The organism is Paenibacillus nicotianae (genome assembly GCF_042681745.1).
Classification (GTDB): Bacteria; Bacillota; Bacilli; order Paenibacillales; family Paenibacillaceae; genus Saccharibacillus; species Saccharibacillus nicotianae.
Genome location: NZ_JBHUGF010000010.1, coordinates 442,498 through 460,768 on the forward strand (window position 1 = coordinate 442,498; position 18,271 = coordinate 460,768).

The 18,271-nt window shown below is 39.5% G+C and carries 9 protein-coding genes and 1 pseudogene; all 10 read left to right on the forward strand.

The genetic code is table 11. The features are described 5' to 3' along the window. Nucleotides 1–126: 126 nt before the first annotated feature. Nucleotides 127–1,011: a carbohydrate ABC transporter permease gene (locus ACFSGI_RS06175; RefSeq protein ID WP_204823297.1), complete on the forward strand. Its 885-nt coding sequence runs from the start codon at nucleotides 127–129 to the stop codon at nucleotides 1,009–1,011. 6 nt (nucleotides 1,012–1,017) lie between these two features. Then, nucleotides 1,018–1,845 (forward strand): carbohydrate ABC transporter permease, encoded by an 828-nt coding sequence (locus ACFSGI_RS06180; protein WP_204823298.1) that lies wholly within the window; start codon nucleotides 1,018–1,020, stop codon nucleotides 1,843–1,845. A gap of 37 nt (nucleotides 1,846–1,882) precedes the next feature. Further along, on the forward strand, nucleotides 1,883–4,561 hold the full coding sequence (locus ACFSGI_RS06185; RefSeq protein WP_379283931.1) for a glycoside hydrolase family 2 protein: 2,679 nt from the start codon (nucleotides 1,883–1,885) through the stop codon (nucleotides 4,559–4,561). A 171-nt stretch (nucleotides 4,562–4,732) separates the two neighbouring features. Further along, entirely contained in the window at nucleotides 4,733–5,701 is a 969-nt protein-coding gene (locus ACFSGI_RS06190; protein ID WP_204823300.1) for a LacI family DNA-binding transcriptional regulator, read from the forward strand. Nucleotides 5,702–5,873: 172 nt separating this feature from the next. Further along, nucleotides 5,874–6,827, forward strand: coding sequence for an ABC transporter permease (locus ACFSGI_RS06195; protein WP_204823301.1), 954 nt, complete (start codon nucleotides 5,874–5,876; stop codon nucleotides 6,825–6,827). A 13-nt stretch (nucleotides 6,828–6,840) separates the two neighbouring features. Continuing rightward, nucleotides 6,841–7,737: a carbohydrate ABC transporter permease gene (locus ACFSGI_RS06200; protein WP_204823302.1), complete on the forward strand. Its 897-nt coding sequence runs from the start codon at nucleotides 6,841–6,843 to the stop codon at nucleotides 7,735–7,737. 102 nt (nucleotides 7,738–7,839) lie between these two features. After that, nucleotides 7,840–9,462 (forward strand): annotated as a pseudogene (locus ACFSGI_RS06205) (ABC transporter substrate-binding protein). 24 nt (nucleotides 9,463–9,486) lie between these two features. After that, entirely contained in the window at nucleotides 9,487–11,943 is a 2,457-nt protein-coding gene (locus ACFSGI_RS06210) for a PfkB family carbohydrate kinase (protein WP_204823303.1), read from the forward strand. Further along, the gene (locus tag ACFSGI_RS06215; protein ID WP_204823304.1) at nucleotides 11,940–14,216 is read left to right on the forward strand and encodes a GH32 C-terminal domain-containing protein; all 2,277 of its coding nucleotides are present in this window, start codon (nucleotides 11,940–11,942) and stop codon (nucleotides 14,214–14,216) included. Before ACFSGI_RS06210 ends, ACFSGI_RS06215 begins: the two co-directional genes overlap by 4 nt. A 31-nt stretch (nucleotides 14,217–14,247) precedes the next feature. Then, nucleotides 14,248–18,213: a GH32 C-terminal domain-containing protein gene (locus tag ACFSGI_RS06220; protein WP_204823305.1), complete on the forward strand. Its 3,966-nt coding sequence runs from the start codon at nucleotides 14,248–14,250 to the stop codon at nucleotides 18,211–18,213. The last annotated feature ends 58 nt before the right edge of the window (nucleotides 18,214–18,271 follow it).

Consider the following 18,271-nt stretch of genomic DNA (forward strand, 5'->3'; position numbering starts at 1 on the left):
CGATACAGAAGTCTATTTGTGATCACACTAGAACAGATAAGAAAAGATCAGCAAAGCAGATCATTTGATTAAAGCGATCTTGCTTTGCTGAATGAAGCTGTTACAGAAAGGGAATGAAGTGGAACGATGAGTCATATTTCATATCCATTACAACGCAAATTAATATTGATTTCGTTTTTGTTATTACCTTTAGCATTATTAGCTATTTTTACGTATTATCCAGCGATGCGCTTGGTCTACTTGAGTTTTACCAGTTGGGACGGAATCAGTCCGGTCAAAGAATGGCTTGGACTGGGCAATTATATTGAAATTTTTACGAATCCTGATTTGTTTGGTGTATTTCTTCATCAGATTCCATATGTATTGATCGGGATTATTCAAAATATAGTAGCAATCGTATTCGCTGTTATTCTCAATTCTAAATTGCGAGGACGTAATTTTTTTAGAGTGATGTTGTTTCTTCCTTTTATTATGAATGCTGTGGCTGTAGCTTTTATGTTTCAATATGTGTTTGATACGACTAATGGATCGTTAAATGGATTGCTTGGTCTTGTTGGACTAGAATCATGGCAGCAAAGTTGGTTAGGGAATGCTTCACTGGTCAATTATGCCCTGGCTTCAATCGGATTTTGGCGCTTTATGGGCTACAATATGGTCATTTATCTAGGGGCTCTGCAATCGATTCCCGGAGATATGTATGAAGCTGCTCGCATAGATGGAGCCAGTCGTTTTCAAATGTTATGGTCGCTCACGATTCCTAATCTGACACCTATTATCTCGTTAAATATGTTCCTTACGCTTAGCGGAGCTTTGGCTGTATTTGATCTACCATTTGTACTAACCAAAGGTGGCCCTGCTGGAGCAAGTGAAACGTTTTTGTTCAAAACGATTGAGACAGCGTTCCAATTTAACAACTACGGTCTAGCTTCAGCGATGAGTGTAGTTCTGCTTTTATTTACAGCGATTATTTTGGTTATACAAAATCTAGTTATTAATCGGAAAGGAGATTGACTGCTTATGACTCGAAAGTTTGATATTGTGCATATGCTGAAATATATCATTTTGATCGTAGGAACATTGACGGTTTTGTTTCCTTTGTATGTGGTATTCGTAAATGCATTCAAAAAAGAAGATGAAGGCAGTAATCCATTCTCCTTACCGGCTAGTTTTTTGAATTTCGAAAATTTCGCCAATGTGATAGATCGTGCAGATATTCTACATGCTTTTTTCAATACATTTCTGATTATCATTATCGCCCTGCTTGGCAATATTATACTCGGTACGATGGTAGCTTATGCTGTAGGACGAATACAATTTAGAGGCAAAAAGCTGGTCATTGGTGCTTTTCTAATCGCGACTATTATTCCGACGATTACAACCCAGGTAGTCACGTTTTCGATTATTCAAGCGATGGGTATTTATAACACTCTGTATGCGCCGATTCTGTTATTTGTAGGAGCGGATGTCATTCAGATTTATATCTATTTGCAATTTATCAAAAATATTCCGTATGAATTAGATGAAAGTGCCATGATGGATGGAGCCAGTCTATTGCGGATTTATCGCAGTATTATTTTACCGTTACTAGGCCCGGCAACAGCGACTTTGATTATTTTGAAAACGATCAATATTTACAATGAATTATATATTCCATTTTTGTATATGCCCAAGCAAGATTTGGTTGTAGTCTCAACAGCAATTATGCGGTTTGCAGGAAATAATCAAGCACAATGGACCAATATTTGCGCGGCTATTCTGATTATTATGATTCCGACGATTTTGTTGTATTTATTTTTACAAAAGTATATTTTTTCAGGAGTTACCAGTGGAGCAGTCAAAGGATAAGTAGCTAGCAAAGGAGGGAACGATTCTATTGGCAAGTATGTATACATCGGATCGCGAATATTCGTTAAGCCAGATGACATGGGAACTTAAAGGGTTCTGGCCGTGGGTTCCGATCAAAGGCACAAGTATGGAAATTGGAAACGAATTGATGGGAGTTACAGAATGGATGCCAGCGACTGTACCTGGAGGTGTTCATTATGATCTATGCCGGGCAGGGTGGATTGATAATCCGTATCAAGATATGAATAGCCTACAATGTGAGTGGATCGAGAATCGCTGGTGGGTGTATCGAACTTGTTTTGAATGGAAAGATGTGTATCCCCATACAACAGATACAGTAGCTACCGAGTTGATCTGTCAGGGATTAGATTATGAAGCACTTATTTACTGGAATGGACAATATCTTGGCGAACATATCGGCATGTATGAGCCTGCGGTATTCGATATTACCCAGCAATTGCAACAAAGTGAACAGGTGGAACTATTAATTGTACTCAAGCATCCACCGGATGAGATGGGGCAAATCGGTAAAACGTCAGCGACTTTTACTCAAAAAAGTCGATTCAATTACAAATGGGATTTTTCTACTCGTTTGATTAATATCGGTATTTGGGATGATATTGTACTCAAATCCTATCAACATTATTCATTACAAGATATCCATGTGCAGACAGGCTTAACGGAGCAAAATGAAGGCTGGATTCAGGTGGCTGGAGAGATCAAGCAACATGGTACAACTGAATATCCTGCTCATATCGAAATATCTATTTTCGATCCGGTTGGAACGCAAGTCGTTCAATTACAATATGATGTAACAGCGAATGAGCCAACATTTACTATTCAAAATGTAATTGCTAATCCACAATTATGGTATCCCAATGGATATGGTGACCAACCTTTATATACGGTCGAAATGAAATTGATTCAACAGAATCTCTTGTGCGATCTACATCGATCTCGTACAGGAATACGGCAATTAGAGTATGTATCTAATGAAGGAAGTCCAAGCGAAGCTTTGCCATATACTGTTCGGCTCAATAGACGGAATATCTATATTCGTGGTGCCAATATTACTCCATTGGATCATCTATATGGAAATGTAAGCGATCGTCGGTATGAATGGCTGATTCATCTTGCTAAAGAAGCCAATATGAATATGTTGCGTATCTGGGGCGGAGGCATTATTGAAAAAAGTATATTGTATGAATTATGCGATATCCACGGCATTATGATCTGGCAAGAATTTATTCAATCGAGTTCAGGGATCGATAATACACCTTCGCAACAACCTGAATTTTTGGATTTATTACAACGTAATGCTATCTCTGCACTCAAGCGTCGCCGTAATCATACCAGCCTTACCATCTGGAGCGGGGGGAATGAATTAATGAGTGCGCCTAATATTCCTTCCAGCTATGATGATCATAATCTAGCATTGCTTCAGCAATTGGTACAGCAGTACGATCCGCAACGAATGTTTTTGCCAACGTCTGCTTCAGGGCCGGTTCAATATATTACCCATGAAAAAGGGGTTAGCCATGATGTGCATGGTCACTGGAAATATGAAGGTAATCCTCAGCATTATGTATTATATGGAGAAGCCGATCATTTATTTCATAGTGAGTTCGGCGTAGATGGGTTAAGCCCTATTCGCAGTCTACATAAATTCCTGAGCGAACCTTATCGACAACCGACTTCGATGGAAGATAGTCTGGTCTGGCGACATCATGGAGAATGGTGGGATACGTATAGTCGAGATATCGAATTGTTCGGTTCGCTCGACACATTGGAATCGTTTGTAGATTGTAGTCAATGGATTCAAGCGGAAGGATTGCGCTTTATTTTGGATGCTAATCGAAGCCGTCAATTTAACAATAGCGGTAGTCTGGTCTGGCAATTAAATGAACCTTGGCCTAATGTCACCTGTACCAATCTAGTGGATTATTATAATGAAGCAAAAATGGCGTACTATTGGGTGAAAGAAGCATATGCTCCTTTTCGAGCAAGTATTGATTATCGCAGTCTGCATTATCAAGCAGGTGAGGTTGTTGCGTTTCCTTTACGTATTGTCAGTCACGATCAAGATCAACCGTTTCAAGTGGATATACAGTTGCTGAACAGCAAAGGTCAGATTTTGCAAGAACGTCATATTGTTGGAACAACGGATTCTAACCAAGTGATAACACCTGCTTTGTTCCGCTGTACAATTCCGCAGACAGAAGATGAATTATTTTATATCCGTTTGCAGTCGGTATGTGGAGAGCAGTCTATTGCCGATAATATGTATACTTTTTCAACAAAACAACAGTTGATCTATGCACCTACGCTTCAAAAAGGTGTTTCTCATTTACAGGTAGAAGTCAATCAAGAGTGGCGTACTTCGTTATCTGATGGTATCGCTTATACATTATGGAATAGAGAATATAAAGTAACTAATCAAGGAGATAGTGTAGCTTTGCATATCTATCCGTATGAATCCAATGATCGTTTTTGGATAACAGCAAGTGAGTCTTATTTTACTCTTTTCCCGGGTGAATCCAAACAACTTACAGTGACTTGTTGTCGTCAAGAAGCACCATTATTTTCAGCAGAATCTTTATCGGTAGAGAATAACAAGTACCCTATAACAGATAAAGAGATATTACCTGAGATTGTATTTACCGCTTTTCAACAACATATCAATATCAATGAACGACAACCGGAATTGAATAGCTAGATGTATATAAGATAAATCAATTAATCTACAGGATAAAAGGGCTGACTCTTGCACAAAGAGTAAGTCCTTTTTATTTGATTTACTTTTAAAATGAAACGTTTCCAAAAAAGTATTGAAACGTTTCCAATTTGGTGCTATTATAAATTCCATAAGAAAGGTCGGAGGTGTTAAATGACAAGCATTAAAGATGTAGCTATGCTAGCCGGCGTTGCTGTAGGAACAGTTTCTCGAGTCATTAACAACTCTGGAGCTGTCAAACCGATCACACGTCGAAAAGTAGAAGAAGCTATCCAAGAGCTTAATTATTTTCCAAATGAAGTCGCTCGTAATTTCAAAATGCAAAAATCCAAAATGGTCGCCTTATTGCTTCCAAGTATTTGGAATCCTTTCTTTTCTGAATTAGCTTATTATATTGAAGATGAATTGGATCAAGAAGGATTCAAATTGATGTTATGCAATAGCGGTGGGAAACCGGAAAAAGAACTGTATTATTTGGATATGTTACGACAAAACAAAGTCGCCGGTATTGTAGGCATAACGTATAACGATATTGAAAGTAGTGTCAGTAATGATATCCCGATTGTAAGTATTGATCGCCATTTCAATAAAAAGATCACCTGTGTCACTTCCGATAATTATGAAGGAGGACGCTTAGCTTTGAGAGAACTGGTCAAAGCAGGAGCACGCAAGCCAGCTTTTATGGGGAGTATTACTTCTGTATCTAGTGAAACGATGAATCGAAGAAAAGGATTTATCGATGAAGCAGAAGCATTAGGAGTCGATTATAGTATTTATGAAAAAGCAGACCCTATCATAGACGATCAAGCTTATTTTGATGAGTTTTTTGGTACATATCCTGATATCGATGGTGTGTTTGCGATTACAGATATGTTAGCAGCGAATTATATTGATAGAGCGACCAAACAGGGTATTTCGGTTCCTGAAGATGTGAAAGTGATCGGTTATGATGGTATTCAAGATAGCCCTTATTTTCATCCTATATTATCCACGATCAGGCAGCCGGTAGAAGAAATGGCGCGTATGAGTATAAAGCTTCTGTATCGCAAAATGGAAGGTGTTTCTTTGGATCAGCAAGTATACCGTATTCCAGTGATATTCAAACAAGGGGAAACGACATGATCTTTTTTTAGATCAAAAAACTTCAGTACATACTGTGTAATAAGGAGTACTTGCTGTTTTTTATTAAAAGTTGGAAACGTTTCAAAAATAATATTACAAGTAAAAATACACATGAATATTTTATTTAGATCAAATTGGAAACGTTTCAAAAATGCTTGAAATGAAAGGGAGAATGAGAGTGGATTCGATAACTAGCCAGGTCAAAAAACCAACTAAAGTCAAAGCCAAAAGATGGAGTCGCTTCAAGCGTGATTATGAGCTGTATTTGTTTTTACTACCGATCATTATTATTTATCTTCTATTTAAATATTATCCTATGTATGGCGTACAAATTGCTTTTAAAGATTTCTCACCGAGTCGTGGAATCTGGGGAAGTGAATGGGTAGGATTTAAACACTTTATCGATTTTTTTAATTCCTATAATTTCTGGACAGTTATTATGAATACGCTCTCACTTAGCTTTTTATCTTTATTATTCGGATTTCCTGCTCCTATCATTATTGCAATCATGTTGAATCAGATGCTAGGAAAAACGTACAAAAAATTTGTACAGACAGTCATTTATGCACCGCATTTTATATCTACGGTTGTGCTGATCGGTATGCTTAACGTTTTTCTGTCTCCCAATAGTGGAATGGTGAATCATGTAATCACTCTGTTTGGAGGAGAACCCATTCTATTTATGGCAGATGAAGAATGGTTCCGTCCACTCTATATATTATCAGGTATCTGGCAAGAAACAGGGTTCGCCACTATCATTTATCTGGCTGCACTGGCCGGTGTTAATCCTGAACTTCATGAAGCCGCAACGATGGATGGTGCAAGCAAATGGAAACGTGTATGGTACGTCGATATTCCAAGTATTTTGCCAACGATAGTGATCTTATTGATTCTCGCACTCGGTAATATCATGAGCATAGGTTTTGAAAAAGCATTCCTGATGCAAAGTGATCTCAATTATGCTACCTCCAATATTATTCCGACTTATGTGTACGAAATGGGGATTCAGAAAGCACAATATAGCTTTTCAACAGCAGTAGGTTTGTTTAACTCACTGATTAATATTGTTCTGATTGTTACAGTCAATCGAATTGCCAAAAAAATGACAGAAACCAGTCTCTGGTAGGGAGGAGTTTATTTTGAATTTATTGCTAAAGCGTAAAAGTCGTGGAGATATGTGGTTTGACATTATCAATTATATTCTACTGACCTTTATTATGTTGCTTGTATTATATCCATTGTATTTTGTACTGGTCGCTTCATTCAGTGATCCGAATTATATCTACTCGGGTGAGATTTGGTTATTTCCTAAAGGATTTACTTTAGATGGGTATGCTCGGATTTTTAATGATTCTTCCATATGGATTGGATACGCCAATTCGATTTTGTATGCCACACTCGGAACACTGATCGGAGTTGCGGTTACCGTATTTGCAGCTTATCCTTTAGCTCGTAAAAATCTTGCTGGAAAGTCTTTAATTATGTGGTTTTTGCTCATCACTATGTTTTTTAGTGGAGGGTTAATTCCTACCTACTTACTAATTAAAGATCTGCATCTGTTGAACACGATGTGGGCGCTTATTCTTCCAGGAGCAGGTGGTGTATTTAACGTTATTATCGTCAGAACGTTTTTTCAATCATCGATCCCGGATGAAATGTGGGAAGCGGCTTCTATCGATGGTTGTTCCAATACTCGATTTTTTTGGAGTATTGTGCTTCCTTTATCCAAATCTATTTTAGCGGTTATGGTGCTGTATCATGTAGTTGGCTTTTGGAATGGTTTCTTTGATGCTTTGATTTATTTGAGTGATGATAAAAAATACCCGTTGCAATTAGTACTTCGTAATATTCTTATTCAAAATCAGGTCAACTCGGGCATGATGATAGATGTCGAATCTTATGCAGCGAAAATGCGGGTGACCGAATTGATTAAATACGGCGTGATTATGGTATCAAGCCTACCTTTACTGATGTTATATCCATTCTTGCAAAAGTACTTTGTCAAAGGTGTCATGATCGGCTCAATCAAAGGCTAAGTTAACGACAGTTGAAAAGAAGCTATTATTTCAGATCTCTCTATTTTCAAAAAAAGGGGTACGAGATTATAGCTGTTGGAAAGTATAAGGAGGTTAAATATCGTGCAATCTGTATTCAAAAGTTCCGCTATTTGGATAATAAGTGCAGCGTTAGTATTAAGTGCATGTTCCAACGATAATAGTTCTAACAATCAAGGTAGCGATCCCAGTAAAAAAGTAGCTTTTCGTCAAACCGGTCTGCCTATTGTAGATGAAACGGTAACACTGAAAATGGTAGCTCCAAAGTCTGCTTTGGCTCCAGAATTTTCAGAAATGGACATTTTCAAAGGTCTGGAAAAGAAAACGCATGTCAAAATCGATTGGGAGAATATCCCAGATACCGATTATACAGAAAAGAAAAATTTGCTGATTGCTAGTGGAGATTTGCCGGATGCTTTTTATGCCGCAGGATTTACCGATTATGAGTTAATCAATTATGGAAAAGACGGCACAATTATTCCGTTGGAAGATTTGATCGATCAATATGCGCCTAATTTGAAAGCATTGTTGAAGCGTCGTCCTGATATCAAGTTAGCCATTACAGCCACAGATGGGCATATCTACGGATTACCTTCCTGGGAAGAAAACAATCTGGAAATCAATCCTTTTTTTCATGTGATTAATAAATCGTGGCTAGATCAATTAGGGCTGCCTGTTCCGCAAACGTTAGATGAATATACGGCAGCTTTATTGGCTTTCAAAACACAAGATCCTAATGGAAACGGTAAGTCTGATGAAATCCCGTTAAGTTTTATGCATATGCAATGGTGTATGGATATTGCAGGTCTTTTTGGAGCATTTGGGCTTCCTGATAATCTAGAACACCGGGTGGTTCGTAATGGACAAGTGATTTTTACAGCGACTCAACCTCAATACAAAGAAGCGCTAACGTATTTTCATGAAAAATGGTACAAGCAAGGTTTGATAGACCCAGAATCGTTTACTCAAGATGCCGCACAGTATTTGTCTAAAGGCAAAACGATAGATGAGACGCTTGGATCTTATATCTGGTGGGAAGCTGAAGAAGTGGTTGGAACAGAACGTGCCAAAGATTACGTTCTTCTTTCTCCACTAAAAGGCCCATAAGGAGATCAATTGATTGGACGTGCTAACGGTGGCGGGCCAGGGCGTGGAGCTTTTGCTATTACTAGTGTTAACAGTAATCCCGAAGTGACGATGCGTTGGATTGATCAACAATATGAACCGTATATGGCTGCGCAAATTCACTGGGGGCCATTAGGGATCATATTTAAAAAAGACAGCACTGGCAAATTGGTTAACCTTCCACTTCCAGAAGGAGCATCGGCAGGAGAGTATCGTCAAAAGGTAACTCCGGGATCAGGGGGGCCAGGTGTGATCACTGCTGACGATTTTGGAAAAGTGGTAGATATGGAGCCTCGTGCTCAGAATCGTGCTAAAGATTTGGAAAAATACTATGTCCCTTATATGGAAAAAGAGAAATACCCGAATATCTTTTTTGCAGCCGAAGAATTGGACAAGATCAACAGAATAGAGCCTGAATTGATGAGATACGTTAATACCAAAAGAGGACGATTTATTGTAGATGGCGTGACCGATGAAGAGTGGAATGATTATTTAAAAACATTAGAAAAAATGGGTCTGAATGAATTGATGGCAATCTATCAGACTGGACTTGATCGTTATAATGCCAATCTTACAAAATAAATAGAGAATAGGTGGAGAACAACTGTGCTTGATGTTATTGCTATTGGAGAATTGCTTATCGATTTTACCCCGGCTGGACGTACAGCCGAACATAATGAACTTTTTGAGTGCCATCCTGGAGGTGCGCCTGCTAATGTCGTGACTGCACTGTCCCGTCTTGGAGTCAGTACTGGATTAATCAGTAAAGTAGGAGGTGATCCATTTGGTTCGTTACTACATCGACGATTGTTAGATGTTGGAGTGGATGTATCTGAAGTCTCTTTTACAGACGAAGCGAGTACAACGCTTGCTTTTGTTCATTTAGATGATCAAGGCGATCGATCTTTTAGCTTTTTTCGCAAGCCAGGGGCGGATACTTTTTTGAAAGTAGAAGATATTTCACTGGAGCGGATTCAACAGTGTAAAGTACTGCATTTTGGTTCATTATCGTTGACTCATGAACCTGCACGTAGGGCGACTCAGACTGCCGTTATCCAAGCCAAAGAAGCAGGAGTACTTCTTTCATTTGATCCGAATCTACGAATGTCTTTATGGGAAAGTGAAGAAGAAGCCAGACAGCAGATATTGTGGGGAATGAATTATGCGGATATTTTGAAAATATCAGAAGAAGAACTTTATTTTATATGCAACACCAATGATATTGAAAAAGGTTCGTTAGAGTTACAACAGCAATTTGGCATTTCATTGATCGTAGTGACTTTAGCTGAAAAAGGTTGTTATTATCGCCTAGCTCATCTTGAAGGATATGTAGAGGGTTTTCAAGTTGACACTATCGATACTACAGGCGCTGGTGATGCTTTTCTAGGTTGCTTGTTATATCACATTCTAAAGAGTGAATATGCTTTGGAACATGTAACAACGCAACAAATGATAAGTATGCTTACTTTTGCCAACGCTGGAGGCGCATTAGTGACTACACGAAAAGGGGCCCTTGAAGCGATGCCAACAATAGACGAGATTGAACAATTTATAAAGTTAAATCAACAGCATACAACCGATGTATTCAGACCAGGTTTTCATTTTGCACCTGCTGCTAACTGGGCGAATGATCCTAATGGATTAGTATATTATGAAGGCATGTATCATCTTTTTTATCAATATCATCCGTACAGTACAATATGGGGCCCTATGCACTGGGGACATGCTGTTAGCAAAGACCTTATCCAGTGGCAACATATGCCGGTTGCTTTATTTCCAGATGAACATGGAGCGATTTTTTCAGGTTGCTGTGTTGTAGATTGGAATAATAGTAGCGGATTATTTGAAGATTCTCATGGATTAATCGCTATATTTACTCATGCGGATACTGATCCAGATACCGATCAACCCCGCCAACGTCAGAGTCTGGCTTACAGTAGTGATCAAGGGCATACATGGCACAAGTACGCTGGAAATCCTGTTATCACTGAAAAAGAATTAATTGATTTTCGAGATCCTAAAGTATTCTGGCATTCGCAAAGTGCTCACTGGATTATGGTGATTGTTGCAGGCGATCATGCACGATTGTATACATCTCGCAATTTATTAGACTGGTCGTTCACCGGAACATTTGGTGAAGGTCAAGGTTCACATGATGGCGTATGGGAATGTCCTGATCTATTTGAATTACCTGTAGATGATACCGGGTATTCCAAGTGGGTGCTGATTATAAGTATAGGAGATCATCCTGAATGTCCTGAAGGATCACGAACACAATATTTTGTAGGAGATTTTGACGGTCATACTTTTACCAATGATCATCCTCAAGATCATATTATGTGGCTAGATTACGGTAGAGATAACTATGCAGGTGTGACCTGGTCAGATATCCCTGAACAGGATGGACGCCGGGTGATTATCGGCTGGATGAGTAATTGGAAATATGCCAATAATACACCTACAGATCTGTGGAGGGGGGCTATGACTCTACCGCGCGCCTTATCTTTAACTTCTAACAACGGACATACAACATTAATACAAATGCCTGTACAAGAAGTACAACAGTTACGTGAACAATCTCGATATTGGGAAAATGTCTGTATTACTCCTGCAACTCCTTTTGCAGAGCCTACTCATAGCGATCTGATCGAAATAGATGTAGAGATTGATGTGCGCTTGCAAGATGAAGTTCATATTATTCTCAAATCTTCGCAACAAAGTGAAGTGATTGTTGGTTACGATCCTGTACAACAGTGGTTATTTATCGACCGTTCTCGTTCAGGAATCACAGATTTTCACCCTTTATTTGCTGTTAAACATGGTGCTAATTTAGCAATAGAAAATGGACAATTACATCTGCATCTTTGGGTAGATCGTAATTCGATAGAAGTGTATGCCAATCAAGGTATTGTCGCACTCACCGATCAGATTTTTCCTGATGCTCCACTTGATTCTATCGAGATCAGTACGAAATCAGGTCAGGCAACAATACATTCGCTTCAATTGCATACGCTGAAATCGATAGCGATACAAGATGCTACCGTCCGGGGGTCAGATACATGAGTCATCTGGCAGAAGATCTTGGATTGATAATGTATTGGGGCTTTGATGAAGGTCAAGGATCAAGCACTGTAGAGCATATTTCTCAAGTTCAAGATCCTATACATGATGTATTTCGTTCATCAGAGTTGCAACAACATGATCCACAGTGGAGAAACGGTGTTGTCGGAAGCGGGCTTTTATTCGATGGATATTCAACCTATATTGCTCATACATTGGATAAGAACAGTATAGGTAGTGAAGTAGACTCTTTCTCTACACTTACGATAGCAGTATGGGTAGCACCACGCTCTTATGATTGGGGTAACGAAGGCAAGCTAACAGCTATCATCAATCGTCATCATATGGAGCGACAACAAGGCTATTTGCTAGGAATGTCCCGACATGGATCATGGTCTTTTCAAGTGGGACTGGATACAGGAGAGTGGAAAGAAGTCTGGGCTCCTGCTGGATATGAACTTCCCAAAAATACATGGTCTTGTATCCATGCTGTACTTGACGGAGATCAGGGACAACTCAAATTGTATTTGAATGGTAGTGAAATAGCTTGTACTAACGTACCTATAGGCTCTCGGCTTGTTCAAGCGGATGATACAGAGCTGCTTATTGGTAAAAATAATCATAGCAGTGTACTTGCTGACGTGTTCCAGTTGCAAATGTTCAGTGGCATTCTTGATGAACTCAAAATATACAATCAAGCACTGACTACAGAGCAGATTACTGCTTCTTATCAACATTTATTAAATATTATGCCTGAAGGGACACATCCACAGTTGCCATATGACGAGATCAAGCTTGATCGAACACCATTATTACAAGATCGACATCGACCACAGTATCATGCTAGTCCACCTGCTCATTGGATGAATGAACCACATGCACCAATTTATTTTAACGGGCAATATCATTTATTTTATCAACATAACCCTTTAGGGCCGTTCTTTTATCATATTCATTGGGGACACTGGGTGAGTAATGATCTTGTGCACTGGCGCGATCTCCCTATAGCGCTAGCACCTGAAAATGATCATCTTTCCCCTGATGGCATCTGGTCTGGAAGCGCCACTTATGATGCAAATGGGCTACCTGTTTTGTTCTTTACAGCAGCTAATAACAGTCTTTCTCCCAATCAAAGTGTAGCTCTGGCACAAAGCACTTATTTGCAAGATCACGATTCTGATCTTGTGCAATGGACTAAATATCCAGAGCCTTTGATAATGCAACCTGATGGAATAGGCGCATTTGGAGATTTTCGCGATCCTTTTGTATGGAAAGAAGATGATCGGTGGTTGGCTTTGGTAGGCTCAGGTATTGAAGATGTAGGCGGAGTAGCACTTACATTCTCTTCCGAAAATATGCTGGATTGGACGTACAAAGGTATCTTTTATCAACCTGATCTTCAGAAATATCCTTATCTTGGGCCGATCTGGGAGTTACCTGTATTTCTCCCTTTAGGAATCGATCAAAAGGGTCAGCAAAAGCATATTTTGTTAGTTAGCCCTGTCGGAGAAGGTGCAGATGTTGAAGTGTTCTATTGGATCGGGCAATGGGATAAGCATCAATTGTCATTTATACCGGATCAAGAAGAACCTCAATTAATCGATGTAGGAGACTTTCATTTTACAGGGCCGAGCGGAATGGTTGATCCCAAAACCAATCGGAAAATTATTTTCACGATTGCGCAGGGCGATCGCACTTCCGAACTCGAATATCAAGCAGGTTGGGCACACAATGCAGGGTTGCCACTAAGCATCTATTTGAGAGAAGATGGACGGTTAGGCATAGAACCTATTCAAGAACTGCAATCCCTGCGTGGAACAAAACATGTATCGTTCAAAAAAAAGTCGTTACATGAAGCTAATGATATTCTCACGTCTGTTCAAGGTGACCGACTTGAGATTCAGGTCGAACTGCAATCCAGTACAGCTCAGAAAATAGGGATTAAAGTGCGCTGTACACCGGATCGCGCAGAAGAAACATTGTTATATTACGATCGAAATGATGCTCAGTTGTTAGTTGATCGCACCAAATCAACACTGAATCCTCAAGAGGTCTGTAAAGGTATCCAAGGTGGGACGTTAGACATTCATGATGATCCGTTGAAGCTTCATATCTATCTGGATGGTTCTATGATCGAAGCGTATGCCAACGGGTTGAAAAGCTTAACGACCCGAGTATATCCTAGCCGAACAGATGCGTTGGAACTGGAACTTTGGAGCGATGGAGAGTTAGAAGTGATATCGATGGAAGTATGGGATATGCAATCGATTTGGTAGAAGCGCTTTATATCATAAAGGAGGCTCTTTAATGAACAATATCAAGAGTAGACAATCTTGGATTTCCAAATTGATTATTCCGATTATGATTCTTCAATGTATCGCTCCTGAATTATCAGCGGCAGCAGCACCTACATCTACGATCAGTGATATGTCGATTTCGCAGAAAGACATCCAATCATCGGTGACAGATGCAGTGTATCAAAATCCTCTATTATCTGTTACACAGTCTGTCTATGAGATTACCAATTCAGGCTTTGAGACAGGAGATCTTACCGGCTGGACTGTGGTTGAAGGTAACGCATTTGGTAATAACAGTGTATCGAATGAAACCACATGGTGGGCTGAACAAATTCCATACAATCAAGAAGGCTCTTATCATCTAAATGGTTGGAAATATGATGAATCCGCTACAGGTACACTTCGTTCAAGTACGTTCGAGCTTGGTGGAACAGGTTGGATTACGTTTAGATTGGGCGGAGGTAAGCATAATAATGAAGCCTATGTAAACATTATTGATGCGGATACAGGCAATTCTGTAGCCAAATACGGCAATTCTGCTTTTAATGAATCTGGATTTCCTAATCCCAATCAAGGATTAAGACTTGCAAATATGGAGCAGTATAAAGCAGATTTGTCCAAGTATATAGGGAAAAATCTATATATTGAGATTGTCGATCACGCAACCTCGGATTGGGGATTACTCTTCGCAGATGATTTCAAAACGCTATATACCACAGCTCCTCAACAAGGCATAGTAGCAGAAAATATGACTCCAGTTGCCAGTATTCCCGGTGAAATTAAAAATCGTAGCTTTGAGACAGGCAATGTTGAAGGTTGGACAGTAGACGGTACTCCTTTTCAAGTGACCGATGAATCTCAAGCAGGTAAAGAAGGGCAGTATTATGCCAAATCTTCTCTGGAAGGAATAGGTTCATTAACTTCCAGTACATTCCAATTTCAAGGAACAGGCATCATAAACTTTACAATTCTGGATATCGTCCATCCAGAGGATGCTTATGTTGCACTATATGATGCACAAACAGACATGCTACTGAAAAAGACAGATACCGTCAGTGCCAATCAGAAGATCTCGTGGCAACTCAAGCAATACTACAATAAGCAACTGTATCTGAAAATTATCGATCAATCCGATCAAGCTAGTATTGCGGTGGATGCTTTTCAAGCCAACAATATAGGTACTATTTTTGATATGGATTTTGATGAGGGTACAGGCAAGAAAGCATTAGAAAAAGTTACTAATATCGAACATGATGTGAACTATGTATTTAACAATGCCAGATATATGGATTCCAAAGATCCTAGATGGACTTCACGTGGAGTAAAAGGTGGAGCCTTGCTATTTGACGGATATTCAAATGATATTGAAATTAAAGCCAAAGACACTGTTCCTGTCAATGATGCACTCACGATCGAAGCTTGGGTAGCTCCACGTAGCTATGAATGGGGAGATGGCAACAAGCTATCTACGATTGTCAATCAGTCTAACCCGGATAAAGCAGAAGGTTTTGCACTGGGAATGTATCGACATGGCACATGGTCGATGCAGTTAGGAATCGGTGGTCAGTGGATTCAAGTATGGGTTAAAGATCACCCGCTTGAAAAATACAAATGGAATTATGTAACGGCTACTTTTGACAAAGCAGAAGGTGTGATTAAGTTGTACTTGAACGGTCAGCAAGTAGCTTCTCAGGCAACACCTGTTGATGTGCCGATCACTCCTTCTTCCGCAGATTTAATTATTGGCAAAAATAACAATCCAGTAGAGCTAGCAGGTTTATTTTCGTTTAATATGTTTAGCGGGCTCATTGATGAATTGAAGCTATACAACAAAGCCCTTACTTCTCAAGAGATTCTAGCCGAATATGAAAATGTGAAAGCTCTACATGGAGGCAATATTCCAACTATTCCAAATGGTGATATTGATGAAGATCCTGCTGTGTTTGATGGAGATCAGCATCGTCCACAATATCATGCGATGCCGCCACAAAATTGGATGAATGAAGCACATGCACCGATTTATTTTAACGGAAAATATCATTTATTTTATCAACACAATCCGCAAGAGCCTTTCTGGCATCAGATTCATTGGGGACATTGGGTCAGTGATGATATGGTGCATTGGGAAAATGTAAGACCTGCACTTGCGCCAGAAGCAGGCAGTCTCGATCCTGATGGTACATGGTCTGGAAGCGCAGCGTATGATCGCGAAGGTAATCCGGTTTTATTTTATACAGCTGGAAATGATTCATTATCTCCTAATCAACGTACAGCTCTAGCTAAACCTGCAAATCTAGACGATCCTAATTTGGAAAAATGGGTGAAGCATCCTACACCGATGACTGAACAGAACGGTAAAGGGATTCCGAATGAATTTCGTGATCCTTTTGTATGGTATGACCAAGAAACCGATAAGTGGTATCAATTAGTCACGTCCGGTATGCAGGATTTTAGCAGTGGTACAGCATTGGTCTATGTATCAGACGATATGTATAACTGGGAGTACAAAGGTCCTTTATATGAAAGTGATCGAACCCTATATCCTGAACTGGGTACCGTATGGGAATTACCTGTATTACTACCAATAGGTAAAAATAGTGCAGGCAAAGAAAAATATATTTTTATGATTAATCCACATGAAAAACCAGAACATGTTGCTCCGGCGAATGATGTACAACGAGATGTTGAAGTCTTTTACTGGATCGGCACATGGGATCGAGAACATTTCAAATTTATACCGGATCAAGAAGCGCCTTCTAAGCTGGATGTAGGTGATGGCTATTTAACGGCTGAAAGTGGTATGGTCACACCAGACGGTAGAACAGTGATTTATTCGATGGTGCAAAATGTAAGAACACCACAAGCCGAATATCAAGCAGGCTGGGCTCATAATTTAGCATTACCGATTTCGCTAAGTTTGGATAGTCAGGATCAATTACAGATTAAGCCGATAGAAGAGTTAGAGAGTCTACGAGGAGCAAAAATAGTAGATTTTAAAAATAAAAATCTACAAGCCGCTAATCAAGCGATTCAAGCAGTCAAAGGCGATACGTTAGAAATCGTTATGGAAATCGATCCTAAACAATCTCAGAAGTTTGGACTGAAAGTCAGACGCTCAGATAAAGGTGAAGAGGAAACATTAATTTATTATGATAAAACCAATGGAACTTTTAATGTTGATCGCAATAAAAGTAGTGTAGATCCTGATGTACGTGTCGATGGCATTCAGGGTGGATATGTAGACCTTGACGGAGAAAATCTGAAGTTGCATATTTTCCTAGATCGTTCGGTTATTGAAGCTTTTGCCAACGATAAGAAAAAGCTGACAACTCGCGTCTATGTCGGTAGATATGATTCGCTTGGATTACAAGTCTGGGCAGATCAAGATATTCAGGTGAAGTCGATGGAAGTGTGGAATATGAATGCTTTGACAGGTGAACCTGCCGCACCTGTAGATGTACCCGCTGATTGGGATAATACGAAATACACCAATATTAAAGACTTGCCTAATCACGATTTTGCTACAGGTGATCTTACAGGATGGATTACCGAAGGGAATGCTTTCCAAAATGTACATGTTACCGATCAAAAGTTTTTCTGGGATACGATTTATTTCAATCCTTCACACAAAATCCCGGGTGGATACCATTTATGGGGATTCAATGAACAAGCTGGAGGAGATAGCTTAACAGGTACGCTACAATCACAACCGTTTATCCTCGGTGGAAATGGACATATTAATTTCTTGCTCAGTGGAGGTCGTGATATCGATAAGTTATATGTAGCACTTGTTCGAGCATCGGATGGCAAAGAGTTATTTAAAGAAACAGCTACTAATTATGAAGAGTATCAAAGAAAGATTTGGGATGCCTCTGCTTATCTGGGAGAAGAACTCTACATTAAAGTAGTAGATCAATCTACAGGAGGATTCGGACATATTAATGTCGATGACTTTAATGTACCTGTTCGCAAATAGAAAGATACAAAGGATAGAATCCATTCATTCCCTATAATAGATGCTCTAGATTCTTGCC

Coding starts and splice junctions, on each gene's coding strand:
- ACFSGI_RS06175 (WP_204823297.1), top strand. CDS start 127: ATGAGTCATATTTCATATCCATTACAACGCAAATTAATATTGATTTCG.
- ACFSGI_RS06180 (WP_204823298.1), top strand. CDS start 1,018: ATGACTCGAAAGTTTGATATTGTGCATATGCTGAAATATATCATTTTG.
- ACFSGI_RS06185 (WP_379283931.1), top strand. CDS start 1,883: ATGTATACATCGGATCGCGAATATTCGTTAAGCCAGATGACATGGGAA.
- ACFSGI_RS06190 (WP_204823300.1), top strand. CDS start 4,733: ATGACAAGCATTAAAGATGTAGCTATGCTAGCCGGCGTTGCTGTAGGA.
- ACFSGI_RS06195 (WP_204823301.1), top strand. CDS start 5,874: ATGAGAGTGGATTCGATAACTAGCCAGGTCAAAAAACCAACTAAAGTC.
- ACFSGI_RS06215 (WP_204823304.1), top strand. CDS start 11,940: ATGAGTCATCTGGCAGAAGATCTTGGATTGATAATGTATTGGGGCTTT.
- ACFSGI_RS06220 (WP_204823305.1), top strand. CDS start 14,248: ATGAACAATATCAAGAGTAGACAATCTTGGATTTCCAAATTGATTATT.